Origin of the sequence: Paenibacillus sp. FSL H7-0326, from assembly GCF_001955535.1 — a bacterium.
GTDB classification, from domain to species: domain Bacteria; phylum Bacillota; class Bacilli; order Paenibacillales; family Paenibacillaceae; genus Paenibacillus; species Paenibacillus shunpengii.
Map to the genome: position 1 here is coordinate 57,998 of NZ_MPVN01000001.1, position 25,178 is coordinate 83,175.

The following is a 25,178-nucleotide window of genomic DNA, read 5'->3' on the forward strand; positions in this document are numbered from 1 at the left end:
TCTCTCCCTCCAGTGATTACAATACAGAGTTATACAAAGTCATCAGTTTATCGACAATAGCTGATATATTAAACTTGGCAATCACAAACTCACGTCCTGCTTCTCCCAATTGGGCAGATGATTTACTTGAGTGTAGCGCACTTCCAATTAGAAGCTCGATTCTCCTGCTGTGCACGGTTTGTTTAGCTTTGTGATCTCCGAAATAATATTTCCAAGCTTCTTTGAAGTTTTCTGGTTTTAAAATTCCAAAGATTCCCTTGCTGCCAATAGCGATGACCGGGCGCTTGCATGACATGGCTTCAAGGGCTACGCGGCCCGTACCGATAACGACGTCACTTATAGAAAATAAGGAGACTGTATCAAGACGTTCTCCGAGAACATGGATTCGCTGACTATGCTTTCTTGCTGCCTGTTTCCTGACTTCACTCAGATCCGGACCTCCGCCAACGACAACAACATGTACATCATCCCTTGTATCCATGTATCGCTGCGCCGCGCGAAGAAACAATTTACAGATAACCCCTTTCTCGTCTTCCAATCGGCTCACATATAAGAGCACTTTTGATTTCTGAGGAATATTTAGTTTATTGAGCAGCTTCTTGTTTTTTTGGTACGTGAATTGGGTGGTATTTATCCCGTTCGGTATAACGATGGAGGATATGTTTTTCTCTTCCAGCCACTTTTTCACAGGCAGACTGACACTAATCACAGCGCTGCGCTCATCACATCTCTTCATTATGCTAAGAATCAAAGAACGTGGATAATAGGTTCCATGAATAGTGAAGACAAAGGGGATATTTAACTTCTTGCTGAGACGGCTGCCAAGTACGCCTGTCGTTTCATGGTGAGCATTGATGATATTAATCTTATGTTTCCTGATCCAGCTCTCGAATCTCGATTGGTTTCTCATATTGGTATACGTAGGACAGCCGATCGATTGGAATTTAGATAGTAAACTTCCCTTTTTGCCTGCGACAAAGACGGTAAGATTTCGCTTTAACATTTCTTCAACGACAGAAGAGACATAGGTCTCAGTTCCACCTATCTCAAATTTATCAATAATCATAAGCAAACGAATAGATTGCTTTTCCATACTCCCCCCCCTCCCCACTCCATGTAAGAATCTCAAACTCTATCCTACATACTATGGAGTAAATAGATTATAGGTCACGGAAAATCGTCTAATTATGTATACTATTCATTTTTTTCACATCAATAAAAGTACCCTCATCTTCTGAAGGCTCCTTGTTGAAATCGAAATCGTCATCATTATAGTGGTCATGTTTTATGCGTTTTTTTCCCTCATTTACATCTCCGATAATTTGCTGTGCAGTTCTGTGAAGGTCTAGTAAATGTGTACAATTCAATAAAAAGTAGATGATAGTTTAATCATATCGATAGAACGATGCATAAATTGAAAATATGATACAGGATGGGAGGTGCAAGTGATGAGTAATTCTGTTCAAGGAACTTCCTATGATAATGGTTCTTCCAAAACCCTCGGTGTCATTCTCGTATTGTTTATATTGCTTGTAATTATTGTTAAAGCTTTTAAATGGTCTTAATTTGAAAATCATAATGTGACTCCTTCTGTCAAAGTGGGAGGTGAAAAATATGAACGAAATGGTTAAAGAGTTTCTTAAAAGAAAAAAAATAAAAGTTGTCGTTTTGAAACCAGGTGAAAAAGCACTTGTCGTATGTAAACATCGTCGTCACCACAAAGATCATAACAAGCATAAAAGATCTTAATCTTGATTAGGTTGACTATTCTTTAATCGAGGCTGGATAGCTTCAGATTTATGAAATAACACAATAAAGCACTAACCTCACGATTTAATGAGGTTAGTGCTTTTAGTTTAGTTGATGATTAATTTAAATATATAAGTGATTTAAGCAAGTCTCGTCTTGAAATCCTGGTATCCGAATTCGCGAACGACCTCACAATTACCGTCTTTACGTTTCACCGCAATAGCCGGCAATGGCATACCGTTAAACGTATTTGTCTTCACCATGGAATAGATCGCCATATCTCCGAATACCAGTCGATCTCCGCCCTTCAGCGGCTGATCAAAAGAGTAATCACCGATGACATCACCAGACAAGCAGGTTTGCCCGCCAAGTCGATAGGTATATGGCTTCTCTCCCGGTTCACCGGAACCAAATAGAGGCGGACGGTAAGGCATTTCGAGTACATCCGGCATATGACAAGTTGCCGATGTATCAAGAATGGCAATATCCATCCCATTCTTGTGAAGATCCAGCACAGAAGTCACCAAGTAGCCTGCGTTGAGGGCTACAGCTTCTCCCGGCTCCAGAATTACCTTAAGACCATACTTCTCCTGCATTCTTTTAATGCATGCTTCAAGTCTTGGAATATCATAATCTTCTCTCGTAATATGATGTCCACCGCCAAAATTGATCCATTTCATCTGTGGCAGCCACTGTCCAAACTTCTCTTCCACTGCATTCAGCGTCGTCTCTAAATCATCAGAGTTCTGCTGGCATAGCGTATGGAAGTGCAGACCCGAAACGCCTTCAAGCAGCTCTGCACGGAAGTCCTCGTGCTTCGCACCGAATCTCGAGCCTGGAGAACATGGATCATAGATTTCATGACCTTCCTGTGTGGAGCATTCCGGATTAATACGAAGTCCAACTTGTCTGCCGGCCTTGAGCGCTCTATCCTTGAATTTCTCCAGCTGTGAGAAGGAGTTAAAAATAATATGATCGCAGATCGAAATAATCTCATCAATCTCATCTTCACGGTAGGCTGGGGCAAATACATGGTTCTGTTTGCCCATTTCCTCATAGCCTAAACGTGCTTCAAACAAACCGCTCGCTGTAGCACCGCACAAATATTTTCCGATCAGGGGATACATTGCAGTCATGGAAAATGCTTTTTGTGCAAGTATAATTTCAGCTCCTGTACGCTGCATCACACCATTCAGGATCTTCAGATTGTTCTCGATGAGCTCCTCATCGACTACAAAACAGGGTGTAGGCAGTTCCTCGAACTTCATCTTAGCGAACAGACTCCGATTTCTTTGCTTCCTCCGGCAATTGATCTACAAGCACCGGATTGAAATCTTCTACCCACGGAAGTCCCCATTTGTTCAACTCTTCCATGAATGGATCTGGATTGAATTCCTCTACATTGTATACGCCTGGTTTGTTCCATTTACCAGTCATCACCATCGCTGCTCCGATCATCGCAGGAACACCCGTAGTGTAAGAAATCGCCTGGGAGCCTACTTCTTTGTAGCATTCTTGGTGATCACAGATGTTATAGACATAGTAAGTCTTGTCTTGGCCATCTTTTTTCCCTTTGAAGATACAGCCAATGTTTGTTTTACCTACTGTACGTGGTCCAAGAGAAGCTGGGTCTGGCAGTACCGCCTTCAGGAATTGCAATGGAATGATTTGCTTGCCTTCGAATTCGATCGGCTCGATGGAAGTCATACCCACATTCTCAAGTGCCTTCAGATGTGTAAGGTAGCTTTGTCCAAATGTCATGAAGAAACGAATACGCTTCAGGCCAGGAATGTTCTTCGCAAGGGACTCAAGCTCTTCATGGTACAAAAGGTACATATCCTTCTCACCCACTTCAGCAAAGTCGTATACACGTTTGATTTCCATAGGTTTTGTTTCAATCCACTCGCCATTTTCCCAGTATCTTCCGTTAGCCGAAACTTCACGAATGTTGATCTCAGGGTTGAAGTTTGTTGCGAACGGATAACCGTGGTCACCGCCGTTACAATCCAGAATGTCGATATATTCAATTTCATCAAAGTAATGCTTAAGTGCATAAGCGGAGAATACTCCCGTTACACCTGGGTCAAAGCCGCTTCCGAGAAGTGCAGTAATCCCTGCTTGCTCGAAGCGCTCTTTGTAATCCCATTGCCATTTGTATTCAAATTTCGCTGTATCTTCCGGCTCGTAGTTCGCCGTATCCATGTAATGTGTCTTCGTTGCAAGACAAGCATCCATAATTGTCAGGTCTTGATATGGCAAAGCCAGGTTCATTACGATATCCGGTTTAACTTCGTTTATTAGAGCAATGAGTTCATCTACGTTGTTCGCATCGACTTGAGCTGTCGTAATTTTCGTTTTTCCGCCATCCAATTTTGCTTTCAGCTCATCACATTTCGATTTGGTACGGCTCGCAATACAAATTTCTTCGAATACTTCACTGTTCTGAACACATTTGTGTGCTGCTACGGATGCTACGCCGCCGGCGCCAATAATAAGTGCTTTTCCCATTCTCATATCTCCTAACAAATTAAATTTTCAAGCCGTATTTAGTACACCCACCAAAACCAGCTGAATGTATGCCACTTGCGAAATTTGCAAGAAAAGTATGTTACTCATAGCTTCTCAAAACAAAAAAGCAAGTGTAAAAATCGCATAATTGCGCATCACACTTGCTTACGATATATCGTAAATATTAAATAAGCATAATTACTCCATAACCATCTGGGATGGTCACATGAACATGAGAAGGCTCATTCATATTTATGAGTATATCAATAATGGATCAGAGTCTGTCAGCAAATAATTACTTTTTCCACTCTTATTGACCGTTTCACAAGTTGATGTGCAGTGCACAGGTTGTAAAGTAACCAACTTATAAAATTTGAGCTTTTAACTCAATCAATAAGGCAACGAAAGTTGCCGATCGGCATTTGACCCGGCTGTCCGTGTGGCCTTAACGTCCTACCTTTATCGCAGGAGTGGTCAAAATTATCTGCTGGAAAGATCCGTTACGATAATTAGCTTTCCATTTCACGCAAGGACTACAATAACAGATGTCATAAACGAATTCAAGAGTTTTCTAGAAAAAAAACAAAATGATTTTATATTGCGCTGATTACCTAATAATCCTTCATATCTAAATCTCGGAGATTAGTTAAACACGGAATCGGGAACATAATATACTTTTTGTGTATTTGTCTTGTTAACCGGATCGGGAACGATCGTAAAATAGACATTGCCGTTCTTCGTCTGAACCCCTTCAATCTCGTGGTTGCCTACATTTGTAATGTTCACGAGTGTTTTAAAGGTACCTGAGCTCGAAATCATCGCAATTTGAGGCGTATCTCCCTCAGCTCCACCCGATGTGTAAATCTCTGTACTGCCCAGCATATCTGCTCCCTGAAAAGAACCATTCGGCCGGATAATGCCGCTTCCCGATTGAGTAAAGCTGCTGACACACGCACTCACTGCTGCGGCGCTGTCCATCCGTACCTGCTCATTGCTGTCTAGAAGCTGGTTCAGTTTAGCCGTGTCATAAATCGACCATGTCACGGTACCTTCAGCGGTCTGGACTCGGAAGAACGTATGTGTACTGTTGCCGCCTCCATCAACACGGTAAGTGTCTCCTAATCTAGAGCCGGTTTTATTCGCATAATTCATGTAAGTAAACCGGCGCAGATCCGTATAATCCACCGTGGTTCCTGCGGCATACTTAAGTCTTGCGACTTGCAGTGACCAGTAATAAGACGTGGAGGCATCTGCTTTTGAGCTGAAATAGAAGTAATTCTCCCCATTGTACGTATACATGTCCAGCGTTTGACAATGGCCGGTGTTCGTTACCGTCATTTCGTCCACATAATTCGCGTCTGTGCCATCGATAAGCAGTCTTGACAGATAGCAAGTGCCCTGTGAACGCTGGGTTACATATAGATACTTGTCAGCAATATAAGCTTTTTGTACAACGACGTTATGCTTCAGTCCCTTAAGATTGTACGCCAGCTGAGCTGATGCATTAACTGTCTTCTGTGGTGATGCAGCCTGTGCTGGCAATATGGTCATACTGAACATGATGCAGGCAAGAACCAGAGATACCCATAATTTCATACTTCCCTTCGGCTTCTTTAACATGTGCGACTTGAACATAGTACACCTCCATTTAATGTGAGGATAGCTCGTCCAGCAGCATGCTCGTCCAGCAGCATGTATGAGAATATCAGACATAGAAGTTATGGATCAGCTATCCAGTTAACACTATGTTCTGCTTATGTTTTCCGAATTCCTGTTTTATGTAAATTATGGGTTTAACTTCCTGTCAACTGCATGATATCTTGAATTCCTTAAACGAAGAAAAAGTCCAGAATGTTAGAGCCCTGCGAGGCTTTCTTGTTGTAAAATTCGGAATATCCGCAATTGTTGCAGAACACGACGATAAATTGATTGTTTTGAATATCAAACATCTTAGACAATCCTGTTCCCGTCATGGCTACTTCTTTACTGTCCGCGTCTCTACTTCCACATTTAATACAGCCTTTATTATTGTTCATGTTCATACAGCCTCCTAATTTTAAAATTTAGATCTGTCATTGTTACTCAATTGCATACTCGCTCTGCTGAACGACCTTTAGCCATTCATTTGCAATAAGCTGGTGTCCCGCAGTTGTCGGATGAATACCATCCCACACCCAATATGCTGTATCTGCTCGGTTCGCTGCTTGATTGAAGGTATCCTGCAAAGGTACGAAAAGGGTATTGTAATCTTCTGTTAATTGCCGGACGATCCTACGGTACTCGCCTATTATTGAGCTCCACTCGCTCCAATCTTTTTCCGTTGCTTCTGAATGCATTACAAACGGCTCGCATAACACAATCCCTGTATCTGGCAATACATCGCGTGTCTCGTCCAGCAGCTGTCGATAGATTCGCTCATACCGGTCTGTAGCCCCGCGAGCACTGCCTGTAATGATGCTGTTTGCATCGTTTACGCCAACTAGCAGACTAATCAGATCAGGCTGTAAGCTGATTGCATCCTCATTCAATCTGGCATAAACGTCAGATACGCGATTACCGCTGACCCCTCTATTCATAAAATATGGCTGAGACTCTGCATACTGTGAACCGAGCTGTGCAGCTATAATATATACATATCCATGTCCCAGTATGTGGTTTGGATCAAGGTTCCGCCCCCAGTTACCGTCGGTTATCGAATCGCCTTGAAACAAAATTTTTCTTCGCTTGTTCTCCATCCTATTCACTCCGCTCCGCCTCAAGATGTAATACGCTTTCCATTGTCCTCTTCATTGTACATAAAGGTCATTTATCCTGCCTAGCCTGTATGTCGTTAACATGAATCGAGTTCCTGCTTAATTCTGCGATGACATATCGGTGTTACAGTTGGGTTGTACGCACACACATTGATAACACAAAGGATGATTAGACATATGGGAATTCACACTTACTTCCGTTCACTGAACGATCTTGAGCGCATCATACGCACACCTGGCAAGTTTAAATTTGAAGAGCACAGCGTGTCAGCGCATTCCTGGAAGGTAGTGCAATATGCCAAGACCTTGGCTGACATCGAGGAGCAGCATGGAGTCCACGTAGATTGGAAAAAGCTATACGAGATTACAAGCAGCCATGACTATGGCGAAATTTTTATCGGCGATATTAAGACCCCTGTCAAGCACTACTCTCTAGAGCTCCGCGCCATGCTGCAGCAGGTAGAAGAAGGCATGGTTCAGCACTTTATCGAGGAAAATATTCCCGAGGAATTTAAGTCGATCTTCCGCAGACAGCTTCGTGAAGGCAAAGACAATTCTGTTGAAGGGCTAATCCTAGAGGTGGCAGACAAGCTCGATCAGGTATATGAAGCGTTTGTAGAATTGCAAAGAGGTAACACAGAGAAGGAATTTGTTGCGATGTATCGCAATGCCATTGTGAAGATTAAGAATATCGACCTGCACTGTGTTCGTTATTTTCTGGAGCAGATCCTCCCCGACATTATCGACGAATGTATGACCTCCCCTTATGATATTAAGCAGATCACGAAGGAAGCCCTCGCGCAATGAAACCTCACCGAGCAATTAAACACCTCGTAAGCTTGTTTTCATGAACAAAAAAGCCGCGAAATCGCGACTTTTCAAATACCTTTAAACTCAATATAATCGAATATGCAAAATTCTAATATATTGATTCCCTATTGCTTGATGGCTGCAATCCGCAGTCTGCTGATGTCGATCATCCAATGACCATCCTTGTATAGCTCAGACCTCACTCGTTCTTCCACAGCATCATATATGAGTGCTTGGTGTTCAGCCGTAACCCCCCGGAATAGATAAGAAGAGAAGTTATCCATCCAGTTCCGAATCCCTAATCCCCCTTTTAACGTAGATTTACTGTCCATATGCTGAGCAAAAATGACCTTGAATCCCGTTTGCTCCAGCAGACTGGAATATTCACCGATCGTAGGATGATACCAAGGGTTTCTTCCCTCCCACTCGTATCCATACTGTTCCAGCTCTGCTCTGATTGCAGTCAGTATAATAGCGATATTACCGCTTGCCGCGAATTCCGCCACGAATCTGCCGCCATTCCGAAGGGCAGACCCGATGGAGCTGACGACTGCAGGCGCATCCTTGATCCAGTGCAGCACGGCATTCGAAAATACAGCATCATATAGAATTTCAGTTTTATAATACCGAGCATCTTCAACCGATAGCTGCAGTTCAGGATAATTTAGCTTAGCCTTCGCTATGATTTCCTCTGAGGCATCAATGCCTGTTGGAATCGCGCCAGCAGCCGCAATCTTGGCCGTTAAATTCCCATTTCCGCAGCCTACGTCCAGTATTCGCTCTCCGGCTGCAGGCTGCAGCAAGGAGATCAGATCTTTGTTCTGGGGTCCAGTATGATTAGCCTGGTTCGTAGAAGCTTCAATATTCATTGACTCATCTCCTCTTATTGAAAGTGTTTATAGATATATAATATCTCTAATATGACGTTAGTGCATCCATCTTATGCAGCAAAGGTAGAAAGCTCGGTAGGAACTGTCTACCATGTAAGCATGTGAAATGTGAAATGTACAATCTTCATTCACCACGCGTTTTCTATTTTTCGCACAGTAGGAATGAATTCTTCCTTTAACTTTTTACTTGAAGCTTCTTCGCAAGACTGGATATGGTCTGACTTCTCAGATGTTCTTCCATTTTGCCCTCTGCTTCCAGCACAACCTGCTGAATCAAGCACTCGGATCCATGGTTTAGATTACATTCGAACAAGGAGGTCGTTCCTTCTATAGCATGTATGATATCAAGGAAGGAGATCTCCTCCCAGCCGCGTCTCAAGCTATATCCCCCATTCGCACCGGAGACCGATTCAATCATCCCTGCCTTGACCAGCTTCGTCAAAATCTTGGACAAATACGTAGGAGATACCTTCTGCCGCTCAGCCAGCTGCTGTACACCAACAGGTTTATCCGGGGTAGCCGCTGCTAGAAACAGCATCGTATGCAAAGCGTAATTTGTTGCCTTAGAGTATTTCATATTGCTAATCATCGCCTCAATAAAAGATTTAATGAGTCCATAATACCTTTTATTTCAAGACAGCGTCAAGAAATCACCATGACTGTCCCAAGTTTCTGTGAGCAGTTCCGAATTAATGCCTGCAGCAGCCATGGAACCCATTGAAGCAGCCATGATCAGCTGATACATCTGAGTTGCTGAATCTCCCGCACTATACACTCCGGGCACACTTGTCTTCCCGAATTTATCTACAACGACCGTTCCATCCTCGGCTGATTCACAGCCTAGAAGCTGAGGAAGGTCAGAGCCAATGCCGAGCTCTGGAGCAAAGAAAATCCCGGTACAAGGAATCATCGTGCCATCCTCCAAACGGACACCCTTAACCATTCCGTTGATTGAGTCAATCTCAGAGATAGGTGTATCAAATACTGGAATGTGATGCTTATTCAGTTCTTCTCTGTCCTGAGATGTCAGCTTGTCATCTCCATTCGTACAGATCGTGAAATCTCGAGTCCAGCCGGATAAGGTCTTCGCCATATGCAGTGCCTTGTCATGGCTGACAATAACGACCAGCTTCTGATCTCTAAGCTCCCAGCCATCGCAATAAGGACAGACAAAGGCGCTCTTCCCATATACCTCTGCCAATCCTTCGATTGGAAGTCGGATATCTCTCTTCCCAACTGCCAGCAGCACCTTCTTAGCATGATAGTCTAACCCTTTATTCGTGGTAATTGTAAAATCCCCATCCGCTCCACTCGCAGACACGGCTGTGTCTGTGGTGAAAGTTACGCTTGGATACGACTCGATCTGCTCTTTGGCCACACGCCGGAACTCATGCGGGGTAATTCCATCCCGAGTGAGAAATCCGTGGGAGTGACGAGTGACTCTGTTCCGAGCCTCCTCTGCATCAATAACCATGACCTTCTTTCTTGCCCGGCCTAACACAAGTGCAGCATTCAAGCCCGCAGGGCCGCCGCCAACAATAATGCAATCATAAGTCATAGATCTAAATCCCCTCTCTAAGTATAAGATATTATAGATATTTTATATCTATAATTAGTGCAAAAAAATGGTCGTAGAGATGCTTACTAACTCACTCGATGCTTTTAGAATAAAGATCATGCACATTCTTGGTTTTCCACAAACTTAGTTATCATAGATATGATGTGTCTATAATAACTCTAATTATACGTTTTTACAAGTGTGATTTTTCACCTTAAGGTTAAATAGATGTTTTCAAGCGACTCTCAAATCCACATAAAAACGCCACCTCCACTTGATTCTTCAAGAAGAAATGGCGTCTCTATTTAGCTTAATCCTTCTGACGATCTGTCAACGGAATATTCCATTACAAATCAATAAGGATCTGCCTCATGGCTCTTCTTCACCGCATCCTTGGTTGCTTGGTTTGCTGCTAGTGAGCCTTGTCCATATTTCGAAGAGCCTGATTCACGGCCAGGAAGCTTGCCTTCCTGCTCCATCTCACGCAGCTCTTTGACTTTCTTCTCAATGCCTTCTCTTACACGTCGGCCATAATCCTCATCTGCCTGCGTAAAATGCTCGATCATCGCCGTTTGAATTCTCGGGTCACATACCGCGAGCGCTTCAGACAGGTTCTTGATCAATTCATCACGTTCCCAGTCCTCAAAGCTGCGATACGTCTCCCCTGCCTGACCGTAGTTGTTAGGACGATCAATCGGCTCGCTCATCGCTGCAGCATTATACGTCGGACGGTGCTGAGGATGACCTTCTCTGCTCGCTTCCTGATACCCGCCGATCATGGACGGTTCATAGTTGATATGTGGGTTAGCTCCGGATTCCTTCGGATCACGGATATCCATCTGTCCGCGATGCTGATTCGTGCGAACCTCCGTTTTCGGTGCATTTACCGGGAGCTTAAGATAATTCGCACCTACACGATATCGCTGAGTATCGGAGTAGGAGAAGGTACGGCCTTGCAGCATTTTATCATCGGAGAAGTCCATGCCGTCTACCAGCACGCCCGTACCGAATGCGGCTTGTTCAATCTCCGCGTGAAAGTCTACCGGATTACGATCCAGTACCATACGGCCTACCGGAAGCCACGGGAATTTATCTTCTGGCCACAGCTTCGTATCATCCAGCGGATCAAAGTCCAGCTCAGGATGATAGTCATCCTCCATGATCTGTACGAACAGCTCCCATTCAGGATAGTCGCCTCGTTCGATGGCTTCATACAAGTCTTGAGTTGCGTGACCGACGTTCTTCGCCTGAATCGAATCGGCTTCCTCCTGGGTCAGGTTGCGAATCCCTTGTTTCGGCTCCCAGTGATATTTTACAAGCACAGCCTCGCCTTGATCGTTGACCCATTTATAAGTATTAACCCCTGAGCCTTGCATATGGCGATATGTAGCCGGTATGCCCCATGGAGAGAACAGGAATGTGATCATATGCGTCGCTTCAGGCGAGCGCGATACAAAGTCAAACATCCGCTGAGGATGAGAGACGTTAGAAGCAGGGTCCGCCTTAAATGCGTGAATCATATCAGGAAACTTCATAGCATCTCGGATAAAGAAGATCTTCAGGTTGTTACCCACGAGATCCCAGTTTCCGTCTTCCGTATACATTTTGACTGCAAATCCGCGGGGATCGCGTGCTGTCTCTGGAGAATCCTTCGCTCCTGCAACCGTGGAGAATCGAACCATCAGCGGGGTCTTCTTACCCGCGCCGGAGAATACTTTGGCCCGAGTGTACTTCTCTACCGGCTCATCTCCAACTTTTCCGTACGTTTCGAAATATCCAAATGCTCCGGTTCCTCTAGCATGCACGACACGCTCAGGTACCTCTTCCCGGTCAAAATGAGAAATTTTTTCGATAAAATGATAGTTTTCAAGTGTGGCTGGCCCACGATTACCGATAGTACGAATGTTCTGATTATCCCTTACTGGATGACCTTGCCGCGTCGTCAGTGTCTCGCGCTGTACATCTTGCTCGCTTGATGCATTCTTGTCCTTGTTCTCTGCCAAAATGAAAACCTCCTTCAAAAATTTGTACTTTTGCGGCTTGCAATGGAATATTTCTTCCATCTTAGAACTTCTTCAAAAAAGACCTATATCCTTCACGATGAACGTCAAAATGGCCTCATTAATGTTTAAACTTAGTGGATTTTCATAAATCATGAAATGAATTAAGTTAGGATGAATCTTTCGTGAAGCAAAGATTAAGGTTATGAGGCTGAATGTTCAGCTTCCAAAGACGCCAGGAAGTGCTGAATTTCTAATGTTGTGTCATTATAAGGCTTGTTCTCATGCCATCCATAATTAAAGAATCCATGTCCCATGCCATCATAGGTTAAAAACTTAATGTGGTTGCCTGCATGATTCATTTGCTCGACAAAGGTTTGATTCTGCGCGTAGAGTTCATCCGACGTTCCACACATCCAGAGGGTAGGCGGCAGATATTTCTTAATATGATGAATAGGAGACAAATCCGTCGCAGTCTCTAGTAATTCAGGGAACAATCTGCCCATAATGTCCACCCCATCCATACCGGCTGCGAACACAATTAGTGCGTTAGGGATATGATTGGTACTGTTATCGTCATTAAACTCATCAAACATGATCGAGGATACAGCGGTATATCCACCAGCGGAGGCGCCGCACATGACAACCCGATTTGGATCTATACCGAGCTCCGTCGCATTGCTTCTGACCCACCCTACTGCCGACTTGGCATCGCAGATCGCTTGCATCGGAGTAAAGCCTTCATCATGACCGTTTCGATAATCAACACAGATTGCAACGATACCCTGAGAAGCCAAATACCGTGCCTGATTCTGAAATTGAGCTGGTGATAAAGGACCCTTTTTGAAGCTTCCTCCATTAAAAAACAAGATGGCTGTCCTATCCTTAGCTGAATTATCGGGATGTTCAGACTCAAATATGTACAGGCTCAGTTTACGTTTTCCGACCGTTTTATAGGTAATTTGTTTCACAGGATAATCGAACTCAATTACACGCATATTCATCCTCCCCATTCGTTGTAGATTCATTGCTACTCACCATATTTTACCATAACAAATGTAAATAAAAGGAATTATTTGCGTACAAAAAAAAGATAAAAAGCCATACAGCTCCTCTGCATGGCTAGATTATAACTATAATGCTTGCAGCTTTATTTTGCCGCTTTTCTTCGCATACTTGCAGTCGTTCCTCCATCTACGAGCATGTCCGTCCCCGTAATATACGATGCCTGGCTGCTGCACAAGAATTCTACGGCAGAAGCAATTTCATCAGGCTCCCCTTCTCGGTCAACCGGCGTACTCGCTCTGCAGAAGTAGCTGAGCAGTTAACAAACGTTGCTCTTACTTCGATGCAGCTGGCACGTTAATAATCGAACATACAAAAGGCCGCTTAATAGCGGCCGATGTTACGTATAGGTGGTCAGGAAGATGTACGTCGAGCTAAAAGTGTATATTTTTCATCGCACTTGAGTCTAGCTGATGTTGTTTCTTCGTATAAACCATCATCAGCGGAATACTGATCGCAAACGCTCCAGCCACAAGCAGGAATGGAATTCGCGGATCTATTCCGTATGCCCAGCCGCCAATTACGCCGGAAGGTGAAATAACAATCAGGATGAGAACCTGGAGCAGAGCAAATATTTTGGCGCGGTTCTCATCGTCAATCGCATTCGCCACGGCCGTTTCCAAATAAGGATACGTCATCATCGTGCCGATCGCCGCAACGATTGTGCTAACACTGAGCAGGATAAGGTCACCTTTTGGCGCCACAACCAGAATGACATTCGATAAAACGGAAATGATAAATCCCCACACCATGATACTATTCACCTGCGATTCGGCAATCCGGGGCATGATCCATCGCATGAACATGAGCATGATAATGGAGGAGAACGCCGGGAACACAGAAATCAGCCCGCTCCCTAGCTGCAAATATTCAACCATAAAGATGGAAACATACGTCGTCTTGACTGTCGTTTGAAAATTAAACAAAATATAGACCGCAAATATGATGAGGAGCAGCGGACTGCGGAGCATCACTTTCAGCACGGACAAGTAATCGGACATCCCCTCTTTGATACTCATTGACTTGGCTTCCTTCATTTTACGATAGCCTATATCGGTCTCTCTCGTCGCATAATGGCGTCCGATGAACTGAATCGTCATCATGATGCAGGCCAGAACGAACATGATTCGAACCCCAGGTACAAGGGAGAAATGGTATACCAGAAGTCCCCCAATCGGAGCGAACAACCCGCCTACCACACTAATCAGCTGCAGCAAAGTAAATACGTATGTTCTTTCTTTAGGAGCCGTATCCTCAACGAGCAGACAGTAGAACGCGGTATGAGGAACCTTTTGAAAACCGTTCACGATCGCGGCGATCACGAAAAACCAGAAATTTTGCGAGACTGCCCACAACAGTGTAGCGACGCTCCAGCTAAGTACATCAAAATAGAGCAATGCACGCTTACGCCCCATTCGGTCTGTGAGGTATCCGCTGAGGAAGGATGAGAGTACTTGAACGAGCAGTCCGATGGTAGTAATCCAGCCGATTCCCGTCTCGGTTACCCCGAGCTCATACATGAAGATCGAGCTATACGTCACAAACATGCTGTACGGAATCAGAAACAGCGGTTCATAGATGAGACAGCCCTTCGCATTGCCAGTCAATTGGCGAAAAGAGTTAGAAGCCATATGTTCCTCCGGATATGTAAGAAATCGATTGATAGAAACAATTAACTAGTGATGAAAGCTGCTTTATACTTGATCAGATACTTATTTTCAAGCTTTAAATTGTTTAATAACATGGTCCAATATTCCCTTAACTTTACGGTAACTCATTGTATGTAGTGAATGCGATGATGAACAGATGCTTTGCCTTCAATTTTGCTATCCTGACCCTCTCCTTATTGAAACAGTGCTAATCCATATCAAAGAGGATTGACTGTATCATCATGCTATCTTCCATAAAATGACTTCGTATCCTTTTGAAGTCTATCATAATAACAAACGGAACTAAATGGTTAATGACATAAAAAAAGCCGCTGTGTGCAGCGGCTGATTATCATTATATTCAAGAACGAGATTAGACATAACTCTTTGTATACCAATGCTCGGGAATAATATCTTTTTCAAGCTCAAGCAGCTCTTCAATGATACGTTCAGCGTCTGCAATCGAATGCACCAGAGGATCTGTCAGCATCGCTCTTCTAAGCTTCTCCCGGCTGCCTTCAATGACCGCTTCGGCAGTTAGTTCATGAGTGTCCAGGACAAGCTCTTGCATTCCTCGGATTCCTCTCGGCATCTCACCTATAGGCAGCGGCTTGACCCCATTCATGTCAACTTCACATAGCAGCTCCAGAAAAGCATCATCGTTCATATTAGTCACTGCACCCTGGTTGAGAGTATTTATGTAGAACGGCTTGCCTAATCCCCCAACCATATTTTCTATAATGTCAGTTGCATGGTCGGGACCAAATGAAATCATATATTGTTCTATCGGTATTTGTCCGCTAATAAATTGGTCTACCTGCTCCCACATTTCCTCGTGGCGCTTGTAGCGGTCTTCTGTCTCCCAAATGGATAGCAGCGGTATCGCATCCTTCGTTTTACCAAGTCCCTGGTAGTAAGAAACGTATTCCTTTGTATGCGCAGTACAAGTTGGAACATATCCAAAAATATCGTACAATTCGTAGCTTATTGCGTCATTAAACAGTGCCTTAGCACCGGTATCTCCACCCACGGTTTCTGTCTCAGCCGAACGCTTCAGTGATTCAGCAATATCAGGGAGTACATTGCGTCCTTCATACTCTGCCTTAAGCAGCCAAGTGAAGTGATTTACACCTGCGATCTGCAGATCGAACTTGCTGTCGATTTCTGCTGTATACTCGGTTTTGTTGTTAATAATCCCTGCTCTCTCCGCATATATGATCTTCTTGTGAGGCATATGATGGGAATCACATAGAGCAAAGCTCTTGAGGTTTGGTGCATACCTTTTTAACGCGATCCCGTGTACGGTAGAAGGATTAATATAATTGATCACCCATGCATCTGGACACAGCTCTTCAATGTCCTTAGCACATTCCATGATGACAGGAAGCTCACGCATCGCCCGGAATATCCCGCCGGGTCCAATGGTATCTCCTGAGCACATTCGAATTCCATATTTCTCGGAGATGGCGCAATCGATTCCCCGATACTTTACGGTATCCTCTGCGAAGCTGAGTACGACAAAGTCTGCATCCTTCAGCACGTGCCTCCGGTCTGTGGAGCCCTCAATCTTCAGATCTACCTTATTCGCTTCTACAACCATCTTGGCGAGCTGTACCAGCTTGTTCAAGCGCTCTTCATTCGTATCCACTAGGGCAAGCGTCCCTGTGTTCAGATGCTCGGAATGCACCATTTGCCAGATGGACTGTCGTCCAAAAAACAAGCTTCCTGCGCCGAGCACAACGACTTTCGGTTTTTGAATACTCATGATATCATCTCCTCCATTCATTAATTACATTTTAGAAATTAGTATGAGATATCTGAATGCCTCAGAGTATGCTAATCATGTCATTTAGTACGATAATGAAACACGACTAGGTTCATATGGTATATTGAATAGACGAAGGATATGTCGAATGGTATGGGAGAATATACACATGAATAGCTTTAGTATCTTCAGAGATTTATCAGAGCATATCGTGCTGCGAATTAATTCATGCAGAGAAGTTCATCATTTGAGTGGTTGGATCGAGACCAAGCAGCATCATGATTACGACTTATGGTACGTCCAAGAAGGGCAGATTGAGATTCGAACAAACGATTCCGTTCATTTGGCCTCAGCCGGAGATTTAGTTCTCTTTAATCCAAAGGTTGCTTACACCGCTTCGAATCTTGGCGACGATTGCAGGTTTCTCTATACCCATTTTGACTTTGGATTAGGGGATCAGCTTCGGATCTTGGATCAGTTTCAGCTGGCAGGTGTCATAGCAAGCCCTCTTGTTCCAGAGGAAATCAGCTTGTTCTTGAAAGCCTATAAGGAACATCAGCTTGGCTCCTCCATGTCAGGAATTCATTTAAAAGGCTGCCTTACGATCTTAGTCGCTAAGATTCTGGAATGTTATGAGCAAGGAGAATATGTAGGCCAATTCGCAAACCCTGCTCCCGAACGCAAAAGAATCACGAGTCTGCAATCCCTTCAGCCTGTGCTTGATCATATTCAAGAACAATTACATATGCCGCTCCGTGCGCGGGAACTTGCTGTAATGGCAGGTATGTCGGAGAAATATTTCATTTCCTACTTCAAACAAGCTTTGGGGATTACTCCGGGGCTATATATCTATCAGCTAAAAATGAATCGTGCCCGCGAGCTGCTGTACAGCAAGCAGTATACGATCCAGCAAATTGCTGGCATGCTTGGATATCCAGATCCATACAGCTTCTCTAAGGCATTTAAGAAGTATTACAACGTTCCACCTTCCAAGTTTGATTGAGGCATACATAGCAAAAAGCACCGATTCAGCTAAGAATCGATGCTTCCCTTTTTAATGGAATGAAGTTGTTCCGCCCATGGGTGGTTGGATTTGCGCTGGAGCGTATCCATTTTTCATTTGTGTCATATCCTGCTGTGTAAGCTGTGGTACTTGGTAGTAGCCATGCTTATTTTGATACAGCGAAATTTCATATGCCATCTCGATACAGTTCGGAACCGAGTCTGCCAGCACACGGCGCACTACCGGATTGGTTGATTCTAATGCAGCCATCGTTTTTGCTGTTGCACCAGATTTAACCGAATGCAGCATGCTGCAGGAAATGACCTCATCATTAATCTCAGCTGCAGATTGAATCGGCTTGTTCGGTTGAGTGGGCTGAAATCCGTAAGTAAAATCATTTCCTTGATGCATTTTGTAGCTCTGGGTCGGTATCGATGGATCTTGTCCTGTTTTAAAGCACTCTAACGTCGTGTTGTACTCATCCGTCATAAATTGTTTCTGACGCTGTATGATATCTTTCAGCTCTGGATCCTGAACATGCTGGCTCATAATGGTGTACGTGTTCAGGGTAGTTACAGCCCCTGCCAGTACCTCATGTACATCAAACATTTCATGTCCACCATGGTTCATTTGCGGTGATACTGCACCCGTCTGCATATTTTGGTGATTGGGCTGGAATTGCATTTACGTAATCCTCCTCTTATTGGCCAAGCATATCTCGTGATTTTATTGGATCGAAGCATTGTTCAAACCAAGGATATTATGAAGTCGTTTGGTCCAAAATATTCAGGAGATCGAAAACATCTTATTTGGAGGAATACATGGTGGGATACATATTCGGGATCTTGTACTTTCTTTTTTGGTTTTTTGTTTTTACATTGAAAGGGATCTGGCTTTAATTTTTAGTTGTAGTGATAAAAATCCTACAGTTATATGTAAAAAAGTCGATTTCGAATGTCACTTCATTAAATTATTTCCCCGACAATCCTCACGCCTCTCTCTGTTTAAGCATATACAGAACCATCATCCAAGTTTGATTTCTTCAAAAAGAAATTTAAAAAAGAGAAAGAATGAATGTCGGATAAAATGACCTTTCTTTATTTTATTTTTCCCCTGTCACAGTCGCCTCCTTTAAACACACCCACTGATTGATTTCATCGTACCCACTCACCCTTGCCATAACCCGATACCCTGGATACATCCATTCCGCTGGAGTAAGAGACTCTAGCAGAGCCGTATCTACTAAGCCAACCGCATCCTGCGCTAATAAGTTAATCAAAGTGCCTTGAGGAAAGAAAGCTTCAATATACCCTGCAACACTTGCTCCAACAGGAAATTTGCTTTTCGTCTGATTCCAGTGCTCAGCCGAGGCAACAAGCTGCTGGCTCCACAGCCTATTAAACTCGTCTTGATGGATTTCTTCGTAGTAAGGTTCCTCAGAATCAAGCGGATGCTCTGCTAACATAAAATGATGCTGTTCATGCTTACGATTCGATGTGATTATACTGCCATCGTCATGGATTACAATCTGTCTATAAGCTATACCTTGCTCATTTATTTCGAAATACCAAGTCCCCATACCCGGTTCTTGAACGTCTTTTAAATATCTCAACTCACATCACTCCTTAATTGCCTATAAGCTGCCATGATAACTGTAAGATGCTATTTGATGCTCTCTAAAAATGATTCGCTTGAATGCACGATATACACAAATGACTCTGTGAATGTCCAAGAAAATGATGGTATCGGCAGCATGAAGTCTGATATCCATTGTTCCACTGTAGTTTCCATCGATAATCCACTCTTCTTTTTCCACTAGATCAAGCTGAACGTCTTTTTGTTCATCCTTTGAGGCAGGCACCCAGTTGGGTTTCCAAAAAAGAGCATCCAGATGATATACGGTTATCCCTAACCTTTCACCTAATTGCCTCGCCAGCGTGGATTTACCTGACCCACCTGAACCGATAAGCACCACCTTTCTCATAAATCTCACCTCCCACCGGTAATAAAGATAAATTTGAAAATTTAACCTCTAATTGAACACAGGCCTGAACATGATCTAAGTACGAGCCGAAATGATCATTTTACCTCAACCGTTTAATCATCTTATAATTGGTTAACTTCACTCCCCTAATCTCAACCGTTTGTTCTTTCACAACTATATAGCCTTGACGTTCGAAAAATGGCTTGGCTGTAATGCTTGCTTCTGTATCTATTTCCGGAAGGTTGAACTTCATCGCCTCTTCTTCCAATCTACTAACTAACGACCCTGCGACCCCCATGCCCTGATAGTCTTTGTGGACAAACAGTCGATCCAAGTACCCATCATGCCTCAAATCTGAAAATCCAACGATTTTATCTCCGATATTGGCAACAAAGGTTGTATTTCGGCTCAGCGATTCTTTCCAAGCCCCCATTTTGGAATCCTTCTCATCTCTGGGCGCCCAAGCATTTACCTGCTCCTCAGTGTAATCTTTCGAATTCACCGCATGAACGGTTTCATAAAATAAATTAACGATTTCCTCCAAGTCCGTTTCCTTAAATCTCAAGATCTCAAACTTCATTTGCAGCCCCTCCTTCTATATAAAGTATCCTGTCATTCCAAGCCCATTGTACGTGTTTACCTTATAGTTTCCTACTGCCAATGCAATAAGTATCCATGCTAAATGCAGCCCAACTTTTAGGATAAGATTTTATCAGTAAAGCCTGCATAAAGACAAGTGGGAATCAGCTAGCTTGCACATTCATTTCTATATAAAAAAAGCCGCCGTATGGCGACTTCTTCATCTCTAGCTATGCAGTTCGCAACCTTTTTATCGATGCAAAAACAATCAAAGCGGCTCCCAAACCAGCACATATCATATACATGAGAGAATAAGAGGACACATCAGCAACAGGTCCCATCACCACTCCGCCAAGCGAAACGCCGAGATCGGCAGTGGCAATAAACAGTCCGACCAGCATGTTCCGATGCGCTTCAGGCAAGACAAAGGTCAGATAGGTCGTAAGCGTTGGATATAGAATGGCCTGGGCAATTCCGATGAATAACGCACTGATATAGAACAATACTGCACCTATGGTTACCGACAGACTCACGAACAATGCAGCTAACGTCAGCAGCAGTAGGGTACCGCCAATAAACATCGGATGCCACTTCCCGTCGGACGGAATCTTCTTTCTCAGGACGAGACGGGAGACGACCACCGTAGCCGCTTGAATCATGAGAAATACAGCAGCATTGCCATATGTAATTTGATCCGAATAGAGTGGAATGAACGTGGCGAAGGATCCGAATACAACGGAAGCGACCAGCATCAGAACACTGCATTTAAATAAATGCGGATTAGTAAATAAATGATGAAAAGACCCGAGCATCCGAGTCCCTGGCTCCTTCACCTGCTCCTTCACTTGCGGCTTCGCCGAATCGGTATCCTTCGTCATTCGAGCTGTATACCCGACAATTCCCGTCAGCAGAGCAATCGATATCATCACCGCTCCAAAGTATCGATCATCGCCCGTCTCCCACAGCATGAGTGCAAACAGGGGTCCTACGATCCCGGGTATATACGAGAACAAGGAGTATAGGGAGATCCCTTGGGAACGCTCCTTTTCCGGGAGTGCGTCAATAATGCCGATCTGCAGTGCCATGGAGAAAAAGGCCGTCGATACGCCCTGCAGGATGCGGGCGATGACATATACATTAAACTCAGTCACGGCATACAGGATCAATGCGATCCCATTCGTAACCAATATCACTCGAAGAATCCGGATGGGACCATACTTCGCAATCATCGAGCCGGCCCATGGACGGAAAAACATCGTCGTAAACAAGTACGCCCCCATAACCAGCCCAATCGTCGTGTTACTGGCGCCACGCTCGTCCCCCTGCAGCGGTATAATAACATTAAGTATGGCATTGGCACTGAAGTATAGAAGTACCAGAATATATAGTCGAAGAAAAGGCCAAGACAGTGCACCCTTCATGTTCTGATTGTTCCTCCTTGCTTATAAACTGCAGCATCTATGGAATGATCTATAGGGTAATCATTGATCTTAATAACGTTCTGGCGTACGGAGTCTCTACTTCCTTCAATTGATCCACCGTTACCATTTCCTCAACCTGCCCATCCTTGAAGATGATCACTCGGTCGCATAGGTAGGCTGCTGCTTGGATGTCATGGGTGATGAATACATAGCTCATATCATAGATGGACTTTAGCTGCTTCAGAAGCTCCAGGATCTGAACCTGAATCGATACATCCAATGAGCTGATGGCTTCATCCAATACGATGCATTTGGGAAATGTAGATAACGCTCTTGCAATACATACCCTCTGAGCCTGTCCGCCTGACAGCTCATGGGGATACATTTTTCGATAGGAAGCATTTAGCCCGACTTGTGTTAGCAGCAGATCAATGAGTACATTCTCATCCTGAATATCCGTACCTCTTAATGGTTCTCTAATGGCCTCTTCCACTGTGAAAAAAGGGTTGATCGATGAAGTGTAATCCTGAAATACCGCACTTATACTGCCGGCTCTTACTCTCCTGTCCAGCACATTTTGACCATTCCATGTCACAGTTCCGTTATCAGGCTTCTCGATTCCTAAGATTAACCGTCCCAATGTGGACTTCCCGCTTCCACTCTCACCAATAATTCCAAGACATTCTCCATCCACACAGTCGAAGCTTACCTTCTTTATGATCTGCTGCTTTTTCCCGGAGAATAATCCGCCTTTTTTGTATGATTTCTCAACTCGATCCACCTTCAGCAATGGTGTTCGCCCCCATCAATCTTTTAAAATGATTGCTAAGTGTCATTCTGCTGGACACCAAGTATTTCGTATAATCATGCTCAGGTCCATAGAAGATCTTCTGAACAGAACCTCGCTCTACCACCCTGCCATCCTTCATGACCATAACCTCGTCGGCCAGCTTCTTCACGGCAGCCAGATCATGTGAGATAAACAGCATAGAACAGCCGAGCTGTGCTCTTAGTCTCGCAAATTGCTCCAGAACTTCATATTGCGCTATGCTGTCAAGCGCGGTCGTAGGTTCGTCCGCAATAATCAGATCCGGCTCAAGGTCCAGGGCGAGCGCAATCATCACACGCTGCAGCATACCGCCTGACAGCTGATGCGGATACTTATTCATCACGTCGATTGGATTTTTGAGCATCACTTGCTCCATTGCTGCGGACATGCGACTGACGATTTCTTTTTTATTCCAGCCATAATGCTCTGACAGCGTCTCCTGCAGATGAACCCCGATTACACTGGAAGGATCAAATGCGCTCATTCCATTTTGCAGAATCATGCACAGCTCTTTCCCTCTTTTTTTTCTCATTTCCTTCTCTGCTATTTTGTTCAGGTGTTCGCCTTTAAATATAATCGTCCCTTCTTGCCCGAGCCAGCCCTTATTCAGCCGCATGATCGATCTGCAGGTGAGCGTCTTACCGCTGCCACTCTCGCCTACGATCGCAAGACAGCTGCTGTTTCTAAGTTGAAAGGAAACATCGTGTACAATTTTTTGTCCAGTTTGGGTGTTCCAAATATTCAATCCTTCTACTTCAAGAACATTTCCCATCTATCTCACCGCCTCTTCACCTTTATATTTCATGAAGATATTTCTGCGAGCTCTTCTCTCTTTGAATTTCATGCCTGCGAGCTTGGGATCCATGGCTTTCTGAAGCGCATCCGACAAGAAATTGAAGCTCGTGACGACTAGTATGATGGCGATACCCGGGGCGAGCATCAGCTCGGGTCTCGTAAACATCACTTCTCTTGCTTCGTTCAGCATCATGCCCCATTCCGGACTCGGCGCTTGAATACCGAGACCCAAGAAGGAGAAGCCGGAAATTTGCAGAATCATCGAGCCTAGTGAGCTGCTCGCAAGCACGGCAATATCCGATAGAGTCAGAGGCAGCAAGTGCTTGAATATGATGCGAGTACTGCTCGTTCCAGCGGCTTTGGAGAACCGGATATAATTCGACTCCGTATATTGCATAACAGCCGTTCGGATCATTCTGGCAAACCATGCCCACTTCATCACGATAAACGCAATGAGGATGTTCGTAAGCCCTACGCCGAATACTCCAATAATCGCCAGAGTCATCACGTATCCGGGGAATGAGAGCACGATATCACATAACCTCATGATAAGAGCGTCTACTTTTCCTCTAAAATAACCGGCCAGGAAGCCCATCGCACCACCAAAAATCAAAGATACAGCGAGTGCGGCGATCACCCATAGCACACTCGGACGAATCCCATATATTAAGCGGGACAGAATACATCTTCCGAGATGATCATTTCCTAAGAGGTATTCCCATGATGGTGTATTGTAACGCAGCGTCATATTTACCTTGAGCGGATCATGTGGAGCAAACCACGGGGCGAAAATGCCGAGCACGATCGTTGAAACCAAAATAATAAGGCTTGTGACAGCCAGCTTGTCTCTTCTCAAATTTCTCCAGACTCTCATTTATAGATCATTCCTTAGCTTGGGATTGAGCATGGCATTGACAATGTCAGCGATCGTATTGAACAGGACAAAGGATACCGCCAGTATAAGCACAAAGGCTTGAATAACTGGAAAATCCCGGCTGAGAATCGACTTCACGCTGAGTGAGCCGAGTCCTGGCCATGCGAATACATTCTCTATAACGACGGTACTGCCGAGAATGACAGGGACTGCCAAACAAAATATGGATACAGCGACCTGGAGTGAATTTCTCAGCAAATGCATAATCACCTTTCGCTCCTTGATGCCGCTGGCACGCGCATACAGTACATAATCCTCGTGAAGATTGTTCAGCATGGAGCTGCGGACATTTCGGAAATAGATGCCGGCATAGCTTACCGAGATCACAAGCACAGGCAGAATATAATGCTGATAGCTGCCCATCCCGCTGGTAGGCAAGAGATCCAGTTTAACCGAGAAGTAAAATATGAGAAGCGCGGCCAGCCAGTAAGGCGGCAGCGAAGTCAGAATGAATGAGAATCCTCTAATGGATTGGTCGAGCAGCTTCCCTTCATGAAGTGCACATATGATACCAAGCACAATCGACAGGATGATGATGGCCACAGAAGAGACAAGTGTAAGCTTCAGTGTATTCATAAAGGCAGGGCCTATTAAGGTGCTCACAGGTTCTCCATCCACAAAAGAGTGACCAAAATCCAGCTGGATCACGTTCGTTAACCAATGGAAGAATTGAATGAACAGCGGCTGATCCATACCTAGCTCTTGTTCGGTCTGACGGATCAGCTCTTCTGTAATGACGGGTACGCCTTGTGCCTGCAGGACGGCCTCAGCCGGTCCTACAGGGGACAAGTTAACGAATATAAATGTGACAAAAGAAATGATGAGCAGAAGCGGTACAGATATTAGCAACCGTTTAACAACATAGCTTCCCACTTGCGTTCTCCTT

At 44.4% G+C, this 25,178-nt stretch carries 26 protein-coding genes and 1 pseudogene; 4 read left to right on the forward strand and 23 right to left on the reverse strand.

Translation table 11 applies throughout. The features are described from left to right. Nucleotides 1-16: 16 nt before the first annotated feature. The gene (locus BK126_RS00280) at nt 17-1,093 is read right to left on the reverse strand and encodes a glycosyltransferase (protein ID WP_076310764.1); all 1,077 of its coding nucleotides are present in this window, start codon (nt 1,091-1,093) and stop codon (nt 17-19) included. A gap of 355 nt (nt 1,094-1,448) precedes the next feature. On the opposite strand from BK126_RS00280, the gene BK126_RS29610 reads away from it, so the two are divergent. Both BK126_RS29610 and BK126_RS29680 read left to right on the forward strand, forming a co-directional pair. Continuing rightward, nucleotides 1,449-1,565, forward strand: coding sequence for a YjcZ family sporulation protein (locus BK126_RS29610; protein ID WP_218639238.1), 117 nt, complete (start codon nt 1,449-1,451; stop codon nt 1,563-1,565). 49 nt (nt 1,566-1,614) lie between these two features. Next, on the forward strand, nt 1,615-1,749 hold the full coding sequence (locus BK126_RS29680) for a hypothetical protein (protein ID WP_256209910.1): 135 nt from the start codon (nt 1,615-1,617) through the stop codon (nt 1,747-1,749). Between the two features lie 140 nt (nt 1,750-1,889). Here BK126_RS29680 and nspC read toward each other — a convergent pair whose 3' ends face one another. The 5 genes from nspC to BK126_RS00305 all read right to left on the reverse strand — a co-directional run bounded on the left by nspC (nt 1,890) and on the right by BK126_RS00305 (nt 6,992). Beyond that, complete coding sequence (gene nspC / locus BK126_RS00285; RefSeq protein ID WP_076310765.1) at nt 1,890-3,017, reverse strand: carboxynorspermidine decarboxylase; 1,128 nt, start codon at nt 3,015-3,017, stop codon at nt 1,890-1,892. Nucleotide 3,018: 1 nt separating this feature from the next. Further along, nucleotides 3,019-4,257, reverse strand: a complete 1,239-nt coding sequence (locus tag BK126_RS00290; protein WP_076310766.1) for a saccharopine dehydrogenase family protein — start codon at nt 4,255-4,257, stop codon at nt 3,019-3,021. Nucleotides 4,258-4,899: 642 nt separating this feature from the next. Beyond that, nucleotides 4,900-5,853 (reverse strand): phage baseplate protein, encoded by a 954-nt coding sequence (locus BK126_RS00295; protein WP_445321901.1) that lies wholly within the window; start codon nt 5,851-5,853, stop codon nt 4,900-4,902. Between the two features lie 233 nt (nt 5,854-6,086). Next, nucleotides 6,087-6,293, reverse strand: a complete 207-nt coding sequence (locus tag BK126_RS00300) for a zinc ribbon domain-containing protein (protein ID WP_076310768.1) — start codon at nt 6,291-6,293, stop codon at nt 6,087-6,089. A 42-nt stretch (nt 6,294-6,335) separates the two neighbouring features. Continuing rightward, nucleotides 6,336-6,992, reverse strand: a complete 657-nt coding sequence (locus BK126_RS00305) for an SGNH/GDSL hydrolase family protein (RefSeq protein ID WP_076310769.1) — start codon at nt 6,990-6,992, stop codon at nt 6,336-6,338. A 195-nt stretch (nt 6,993-7,187) separates the two neighbouring features. Here BK126_RS00305 and BK126_RS00310 point away from each other — a divergent pair, with 195 nt between their 5' ends. After that, nucleotides 7,188-7,817 carry a YfbR-like 5'-deoxynucleotidase gene (locus tag BK126_RS00310; protein ID WP_047913859.1) on the forward strand — a complete coding sequence of 210 codons (630 nt, stop codon included), beginning with the start codon at nt 7,188-7,190 and terminating at the stop codon, nt 7,815-7,817. A 128-nt stretch (nt 7,818-7,945) separates the two neighbouring features. Here BK126_RS00310 and BK126_RS00315 read toward each other — a convergent pair whose 3' ends face one another. The 8 genes from BK126_RS00315 to BK126_RS00350 form a co-directional block, all read right to left on the reverse strand. Continuing rightward, nucleotides 7,946-8,689 (reverse strand): class I SAM-dependent methyltransferase, encoded by a 744-nt coding sequence (locus BK126_RS00315; protein ID WP_076310770.1) that lies wholly within the window; start codon nt 8,687-8,689, stop codon nt 7,946-7,948. A gap of 196 nt (nt 8,690-8,885) precedes the next feature. Then, on the reverse strand, nt 8,886-9,287 hold the full coding sequence (locus tag BK126_RS00320) for an Rrf2 family transcriptional regulator (RefSeq protein WP_076310771.1): 402 nt from the start codon (nt 9,285-9,287) through the stop codon (nt 8,886-8,888). Between the two features lie 54 nt (nt 9,288-9,341). After that, nucleotides 9,342-10,268 carry an NAD(P)/FAD-dependent oxidoreductase gene (locus BK126_RS00325; RefSeq protein WP_076310772.1) on the reverse strand — a complete coding sequence of 309 codons (927 nt, stop codon included), beginning with the start codon at nt 10,266-10,268 and terminating at the stop codon, nt 9,342-9,344. A gap of 353 nt (nt 10,269-10,621) precedes the next feature. Next, nucleotides 10,622-12,271 carry a catalase gene (locus BK126_RS00330; RefSeq protein ID WP_076310773.1) on the reverse strand — a complete coding sequence of 550 codons (1,650 nt, stop codon included), beginning with the start codon at nt 12,269-12,271 and terminating at the stop codon, nt 10,622-10,624. 200 nt (nt 12,272-12,471) lie between these two features. After that, on the reverse strand, nt 12,472-13,266 hold the full coding sequence (locus BK126_RS00335) for an alpha/beta hydrolase (protein WP_076310774.1): 795 nt from the start codon (nt 13,264-13,266) through the stop codon (nt 12,472-12,474). A 152-nt stretch (nt 13,267-13,418) separates the two neighbouring features. Beyond that, complete coding sequence (locus tag BK126_RS00340; RefSeq protein WP_083655659.1) at nt 13,419-13,592, reverse strand: SDR family oxidoreductase; 174 nt, start codon at nt 13,590-13,592, stop codon at nt 13,419-13,421. 115 nt (nt 13,593-13,707) lie between these two features. Then, nucleotides 13,708-14,964 (reverse strand): MFS transporter, encoded by a 1,257-nt coding sequence (locus BK126_RS00345; protein WP_076310775.1) that lies wholly within the window; start codon nt 14,962-14,964, stop codon nt 13,708-13,710. Nucleotides 14,965-15,355: 391 nt separating this feature from the next. Then, a complete protein-coding gene (locus BK126_RS00350) occupies nt 15,356-16,768 on the reverse strand; it encodes a family 4 glycosyl hydrolase (protein ID WP_076310776.1) in 1,413 nt (470 codons plus the stop codon). A gap of 148 nt (nt 16,769-16,916) precedes the next feature. Between BK126_RS00350 and BK126_RS00355 the strand changes: the two genes are divergently transcribed. Further along, nucleotides 16,917-17,750, forward strand: a complete 834-nt coding sequence (locus tag BK126_RS00355; RefSeq protein WP_256702653.1) for an AraC family transcriptional regulator — start codon at nt 16,917-16,919, stop codon at nt 17,748-17,750. A 51-nt stretch (nt 17,751-17,801) separates the two neighbouring features. Here the strand turns inward: BK126_RS00355 and BK126_RS00360 are convergent, their stop codons facing one another. The 9 genes and pseudogenes from BK126_RS00360 to opp1B all read right to left on the reverse strand — a co-directional run bounded on the left by BK126_RS00360 (nt 17,802) and on the right by opp1B (nt 25,165). Beyond that, nucleotides 17,802-18,434: a spore coat protein gene (locus BK126_RS00360; protein WP_076310778.1), complete on the reverse strand. Its 633-nt coding sequence runs from the start codon at nt 18,432-18,434 to the stop codon at nt 17,802-17,804. Between the two features lie 418 nt (nt 18,435-18,852). Next, nucleotides 18,853-19,362 (reverse strand): hypothetical protein, encoded by a 510-nt coding sequence (locus BK126_RS00365; protein WP_076310779.1) that lies wholly within the window; start codon nt 19,360-19,362, stop codon nt 18,853-18,855. A gap of 69 nt (nt 19,363-19,431) precedes the next feature. Then, nucleotides 19,432-19,734, reverse strand: a pseudogene (locus BK126_RS00370) (P-loop NTPase family protein); the annotation flags it as partial. Nucleotides 19,735-19,834: 100 nt separating this feature from the next. Beyond that, nucleotides 19,835-20,314 (reverse strand): GNAT family N-acetyltransferase, encoded by a 480-nt coding sequence (locus BK126_RS00375; protein ID WP_076310780.1) that lies wholly within the window; start codon nt 20,312-20,314, stop codon nt 19,835-19,837. 229 nt (nt 20,315-20,543) lie between these two features. Then, nucleotides 20,544-21,734: a staphylopine family metallophore export MFS transporter CntE gene (gene cntE / locus BK126_RS00380; protein ID WP_076310781.1), complete on the reverse strand. Its 1,191-nt coding sequence runs from the start codon at nt 21,732-21,734 to the stop codon at nt 20,544-20,546. A 49-nt stretch (nt 21,735-21,783) separates the two neighbouring features. Further along, complete coding sequence (locus BK126_RS00385; protein ID WP_076310782.1) at nt 21,784-22,524, reverse strand: ABC transporter ATP-binding protein; 741 nt, start codon at nt 22,522-22,524, stop codon at nt 21,784-21,786. After that, on the reverse strand, nt 22,502-23,335 hold the full coding sequence (gene cntF / locus BK126_RS00390; RefSeq protein WP_076310783.1) for a staphylopine uptake ABC transporter ATP-binding protein CntF: 834 nt from the start codon (nt 23,333-23,335) through the stop codon (nt 22,502-22,504). Before cntF ends, BK126_RS00385 begins: the two co-directional genes overlap by 23 nt. Further along, nucleotides 23,336-24,232, reverse strand: coding sequence for a staphylopine uptake ABC transporter permease subunit CntC (gene cntC, locus BK126_RS00395; protein WP_083655660.1), 897 nt, complete (start codon nt 24,230-24,232; stop codon nt 23,336-23,338). After that, nucleotides 24,233-25,165 (reverse strand): nickel/cobalt ABC transporter permease, encoded by a 933-nt coding sequence (gene opp1B, locus BK126_RS00400; protein ID WP_076310784.1) that lies wholly within the window; start codon nt 25,163-25,165, stop codon nt 24,233-24,235. Nucleotides 25,166-25,178 lie beyond the last annotated feature (13 nt).

Excerpts from the sequence above, each read along its gene's own strand:
- BK126_RS00375 (WP_076310780.1), bottom strand. The coding sequence starts at position 20,314 with ATGAAGTTTGAGATCTTGAGATTTAAGGAAACGGACTTGGAGGAAATC.
- BK126_RS00300 (WP_076310768.1), bottom strand. The coding sequence starts at position 6,293 with ATGAACAATAATAAAGGCTGTATTAAATGTGGAAGTAGAGACGCGGAC.
- BK126_RS29610 (WP_218639238.1), top strand. The coding sequence starts at position 1,449 with ATGAGTAATTCTGTTCAAGGAACTTCCTATGATAATGGTTCTTCCAAA.
- cntF (WP_076310783.1), bottom strand. The coding sequence starts at position 23,335 with ATGGGAAATGTTCTTGAAGTAGAAGGATTGAATATTTGGAACACCCAA.
- BK126_RS00360 (WP_076310778.1), bottom strand. The coding sequence starts at position 18,434 with ATGCAATTCCAGCCCAATCACCAAAATATGCAGACGGGTGCAGTATCA.
- BK126_RS00355 (WP_256702653.1), top strand. The coding sequence starts at position 16,917 with ATGAATAGCTTTAGTATCTTCAGAGATTTATCAGAGCATATCGTGCTG.
- cntE (WP_076310781.1), bottom strand. The coding sequence starts at position 21,734 with ATGAAGGGTGCACTGTCTTGGCCTTTTCTTCGACTATATATTCTGGTA.
- BK126_RS00320 (WP_076310771.1), bottom strand. The coding sequence starts at position 9,287 with ATGAAATACTCTAAGGCAACAAATTACGCTTTGCATACGATGCTGTTT.
- cntC (WP_083655660.1), bottom strand. The coding sequence starts at position 24,232 with ATGAGAGTCTGGAGAAATTTGAGAAGAGACAAGCTGGCTGTCACAAGC.
- BK126_RS00335 (WP_076310774.1), bottom strand. The coding sequence starts at position 13,266 with ATGCGTGTAATTGAGTTCGATTATCCTGTGAAACAAATTACCTATAAA.
- BK126_RS00280 (WP_076310764.1), bottom strand. The coding sequence starts at position 1,093 with ATGGAAAAGCAATCTATTCGTTTGCTTATGATTATTGATAAATTTGAG.
- BK126_RS00310 (WP_047913859.1), top strand. The coding sequence starts at position 7,188 with ATGGGAATTCACACTTACTTCCGTTCACTGAACGATCTTGAGCGCATC.
- nspC (WP_076310765.1), bottom strand. The coding sequence starts at position 3,017 with ATGAAGTTCGAGGAACTGCCTACACCCTGTTTTGTAGTCGATGAGGAG.
- BK126_RS00325 (WP_076310772.1), bottom strand. The coding sequence starts at position 10,268 with ATGACTTATGATTGCATTATTGTTGGCGGCGGCCCTGCGGGCTTGAAT.
- BK126_RS00350 (WP_076310776.1), bottom strand. The coding sequence starts at position 16,768 with ATGAATGGAGGAGATGATATCATGAGTATTCAAAAACCGAAAGTCGTT.
- BK126_RS00315 (WP_076310770.1), bottom strand. The coding sequence starts at position 8,689 with ATGAATATTGAAGCTTCTACGAACCAGGCTAATCATACTGGACCCCAG.
- BK126_RS29680 (WP_256209910.1), top strand. The coding sequence starts at position 1,615 with ATGAACGAAATGGTTAAAGAGTTTCTTAAAAGAAAAAAAATAAAAGTT.
- BK126_RS00345 (WP_076310775.1), bottom strand. The coding sequence starts at position 14,964 with ATGGCTTCTAACTCTTTTCGCCAATTGACTGGCAATGCGAAGGGCTGT.
- BK126_RS00290 (WP_076310766.1), bottom strand. The coding sequence starts at position 4,257 with ATGGGAAAAGCACTTATTATTGGCGCCGGCGGCGTAGCATCCGTAGCA.
- BK126_RS00295 (WP_445321901.1), bottom strand. The coding sequence starts at position 5,853 with ATGAAATTATGGGTATCTCTGGTTCTTGCCTGCATCATGTTCAGTATG.
- BK126_RS00305 (WP_076310769.1), bottom strand. The coding sequence starts at position 6,992 with ATGGAGAACAAGCGAAGAAAAATTTTGTTTCAAGGCGATTCGATAACC.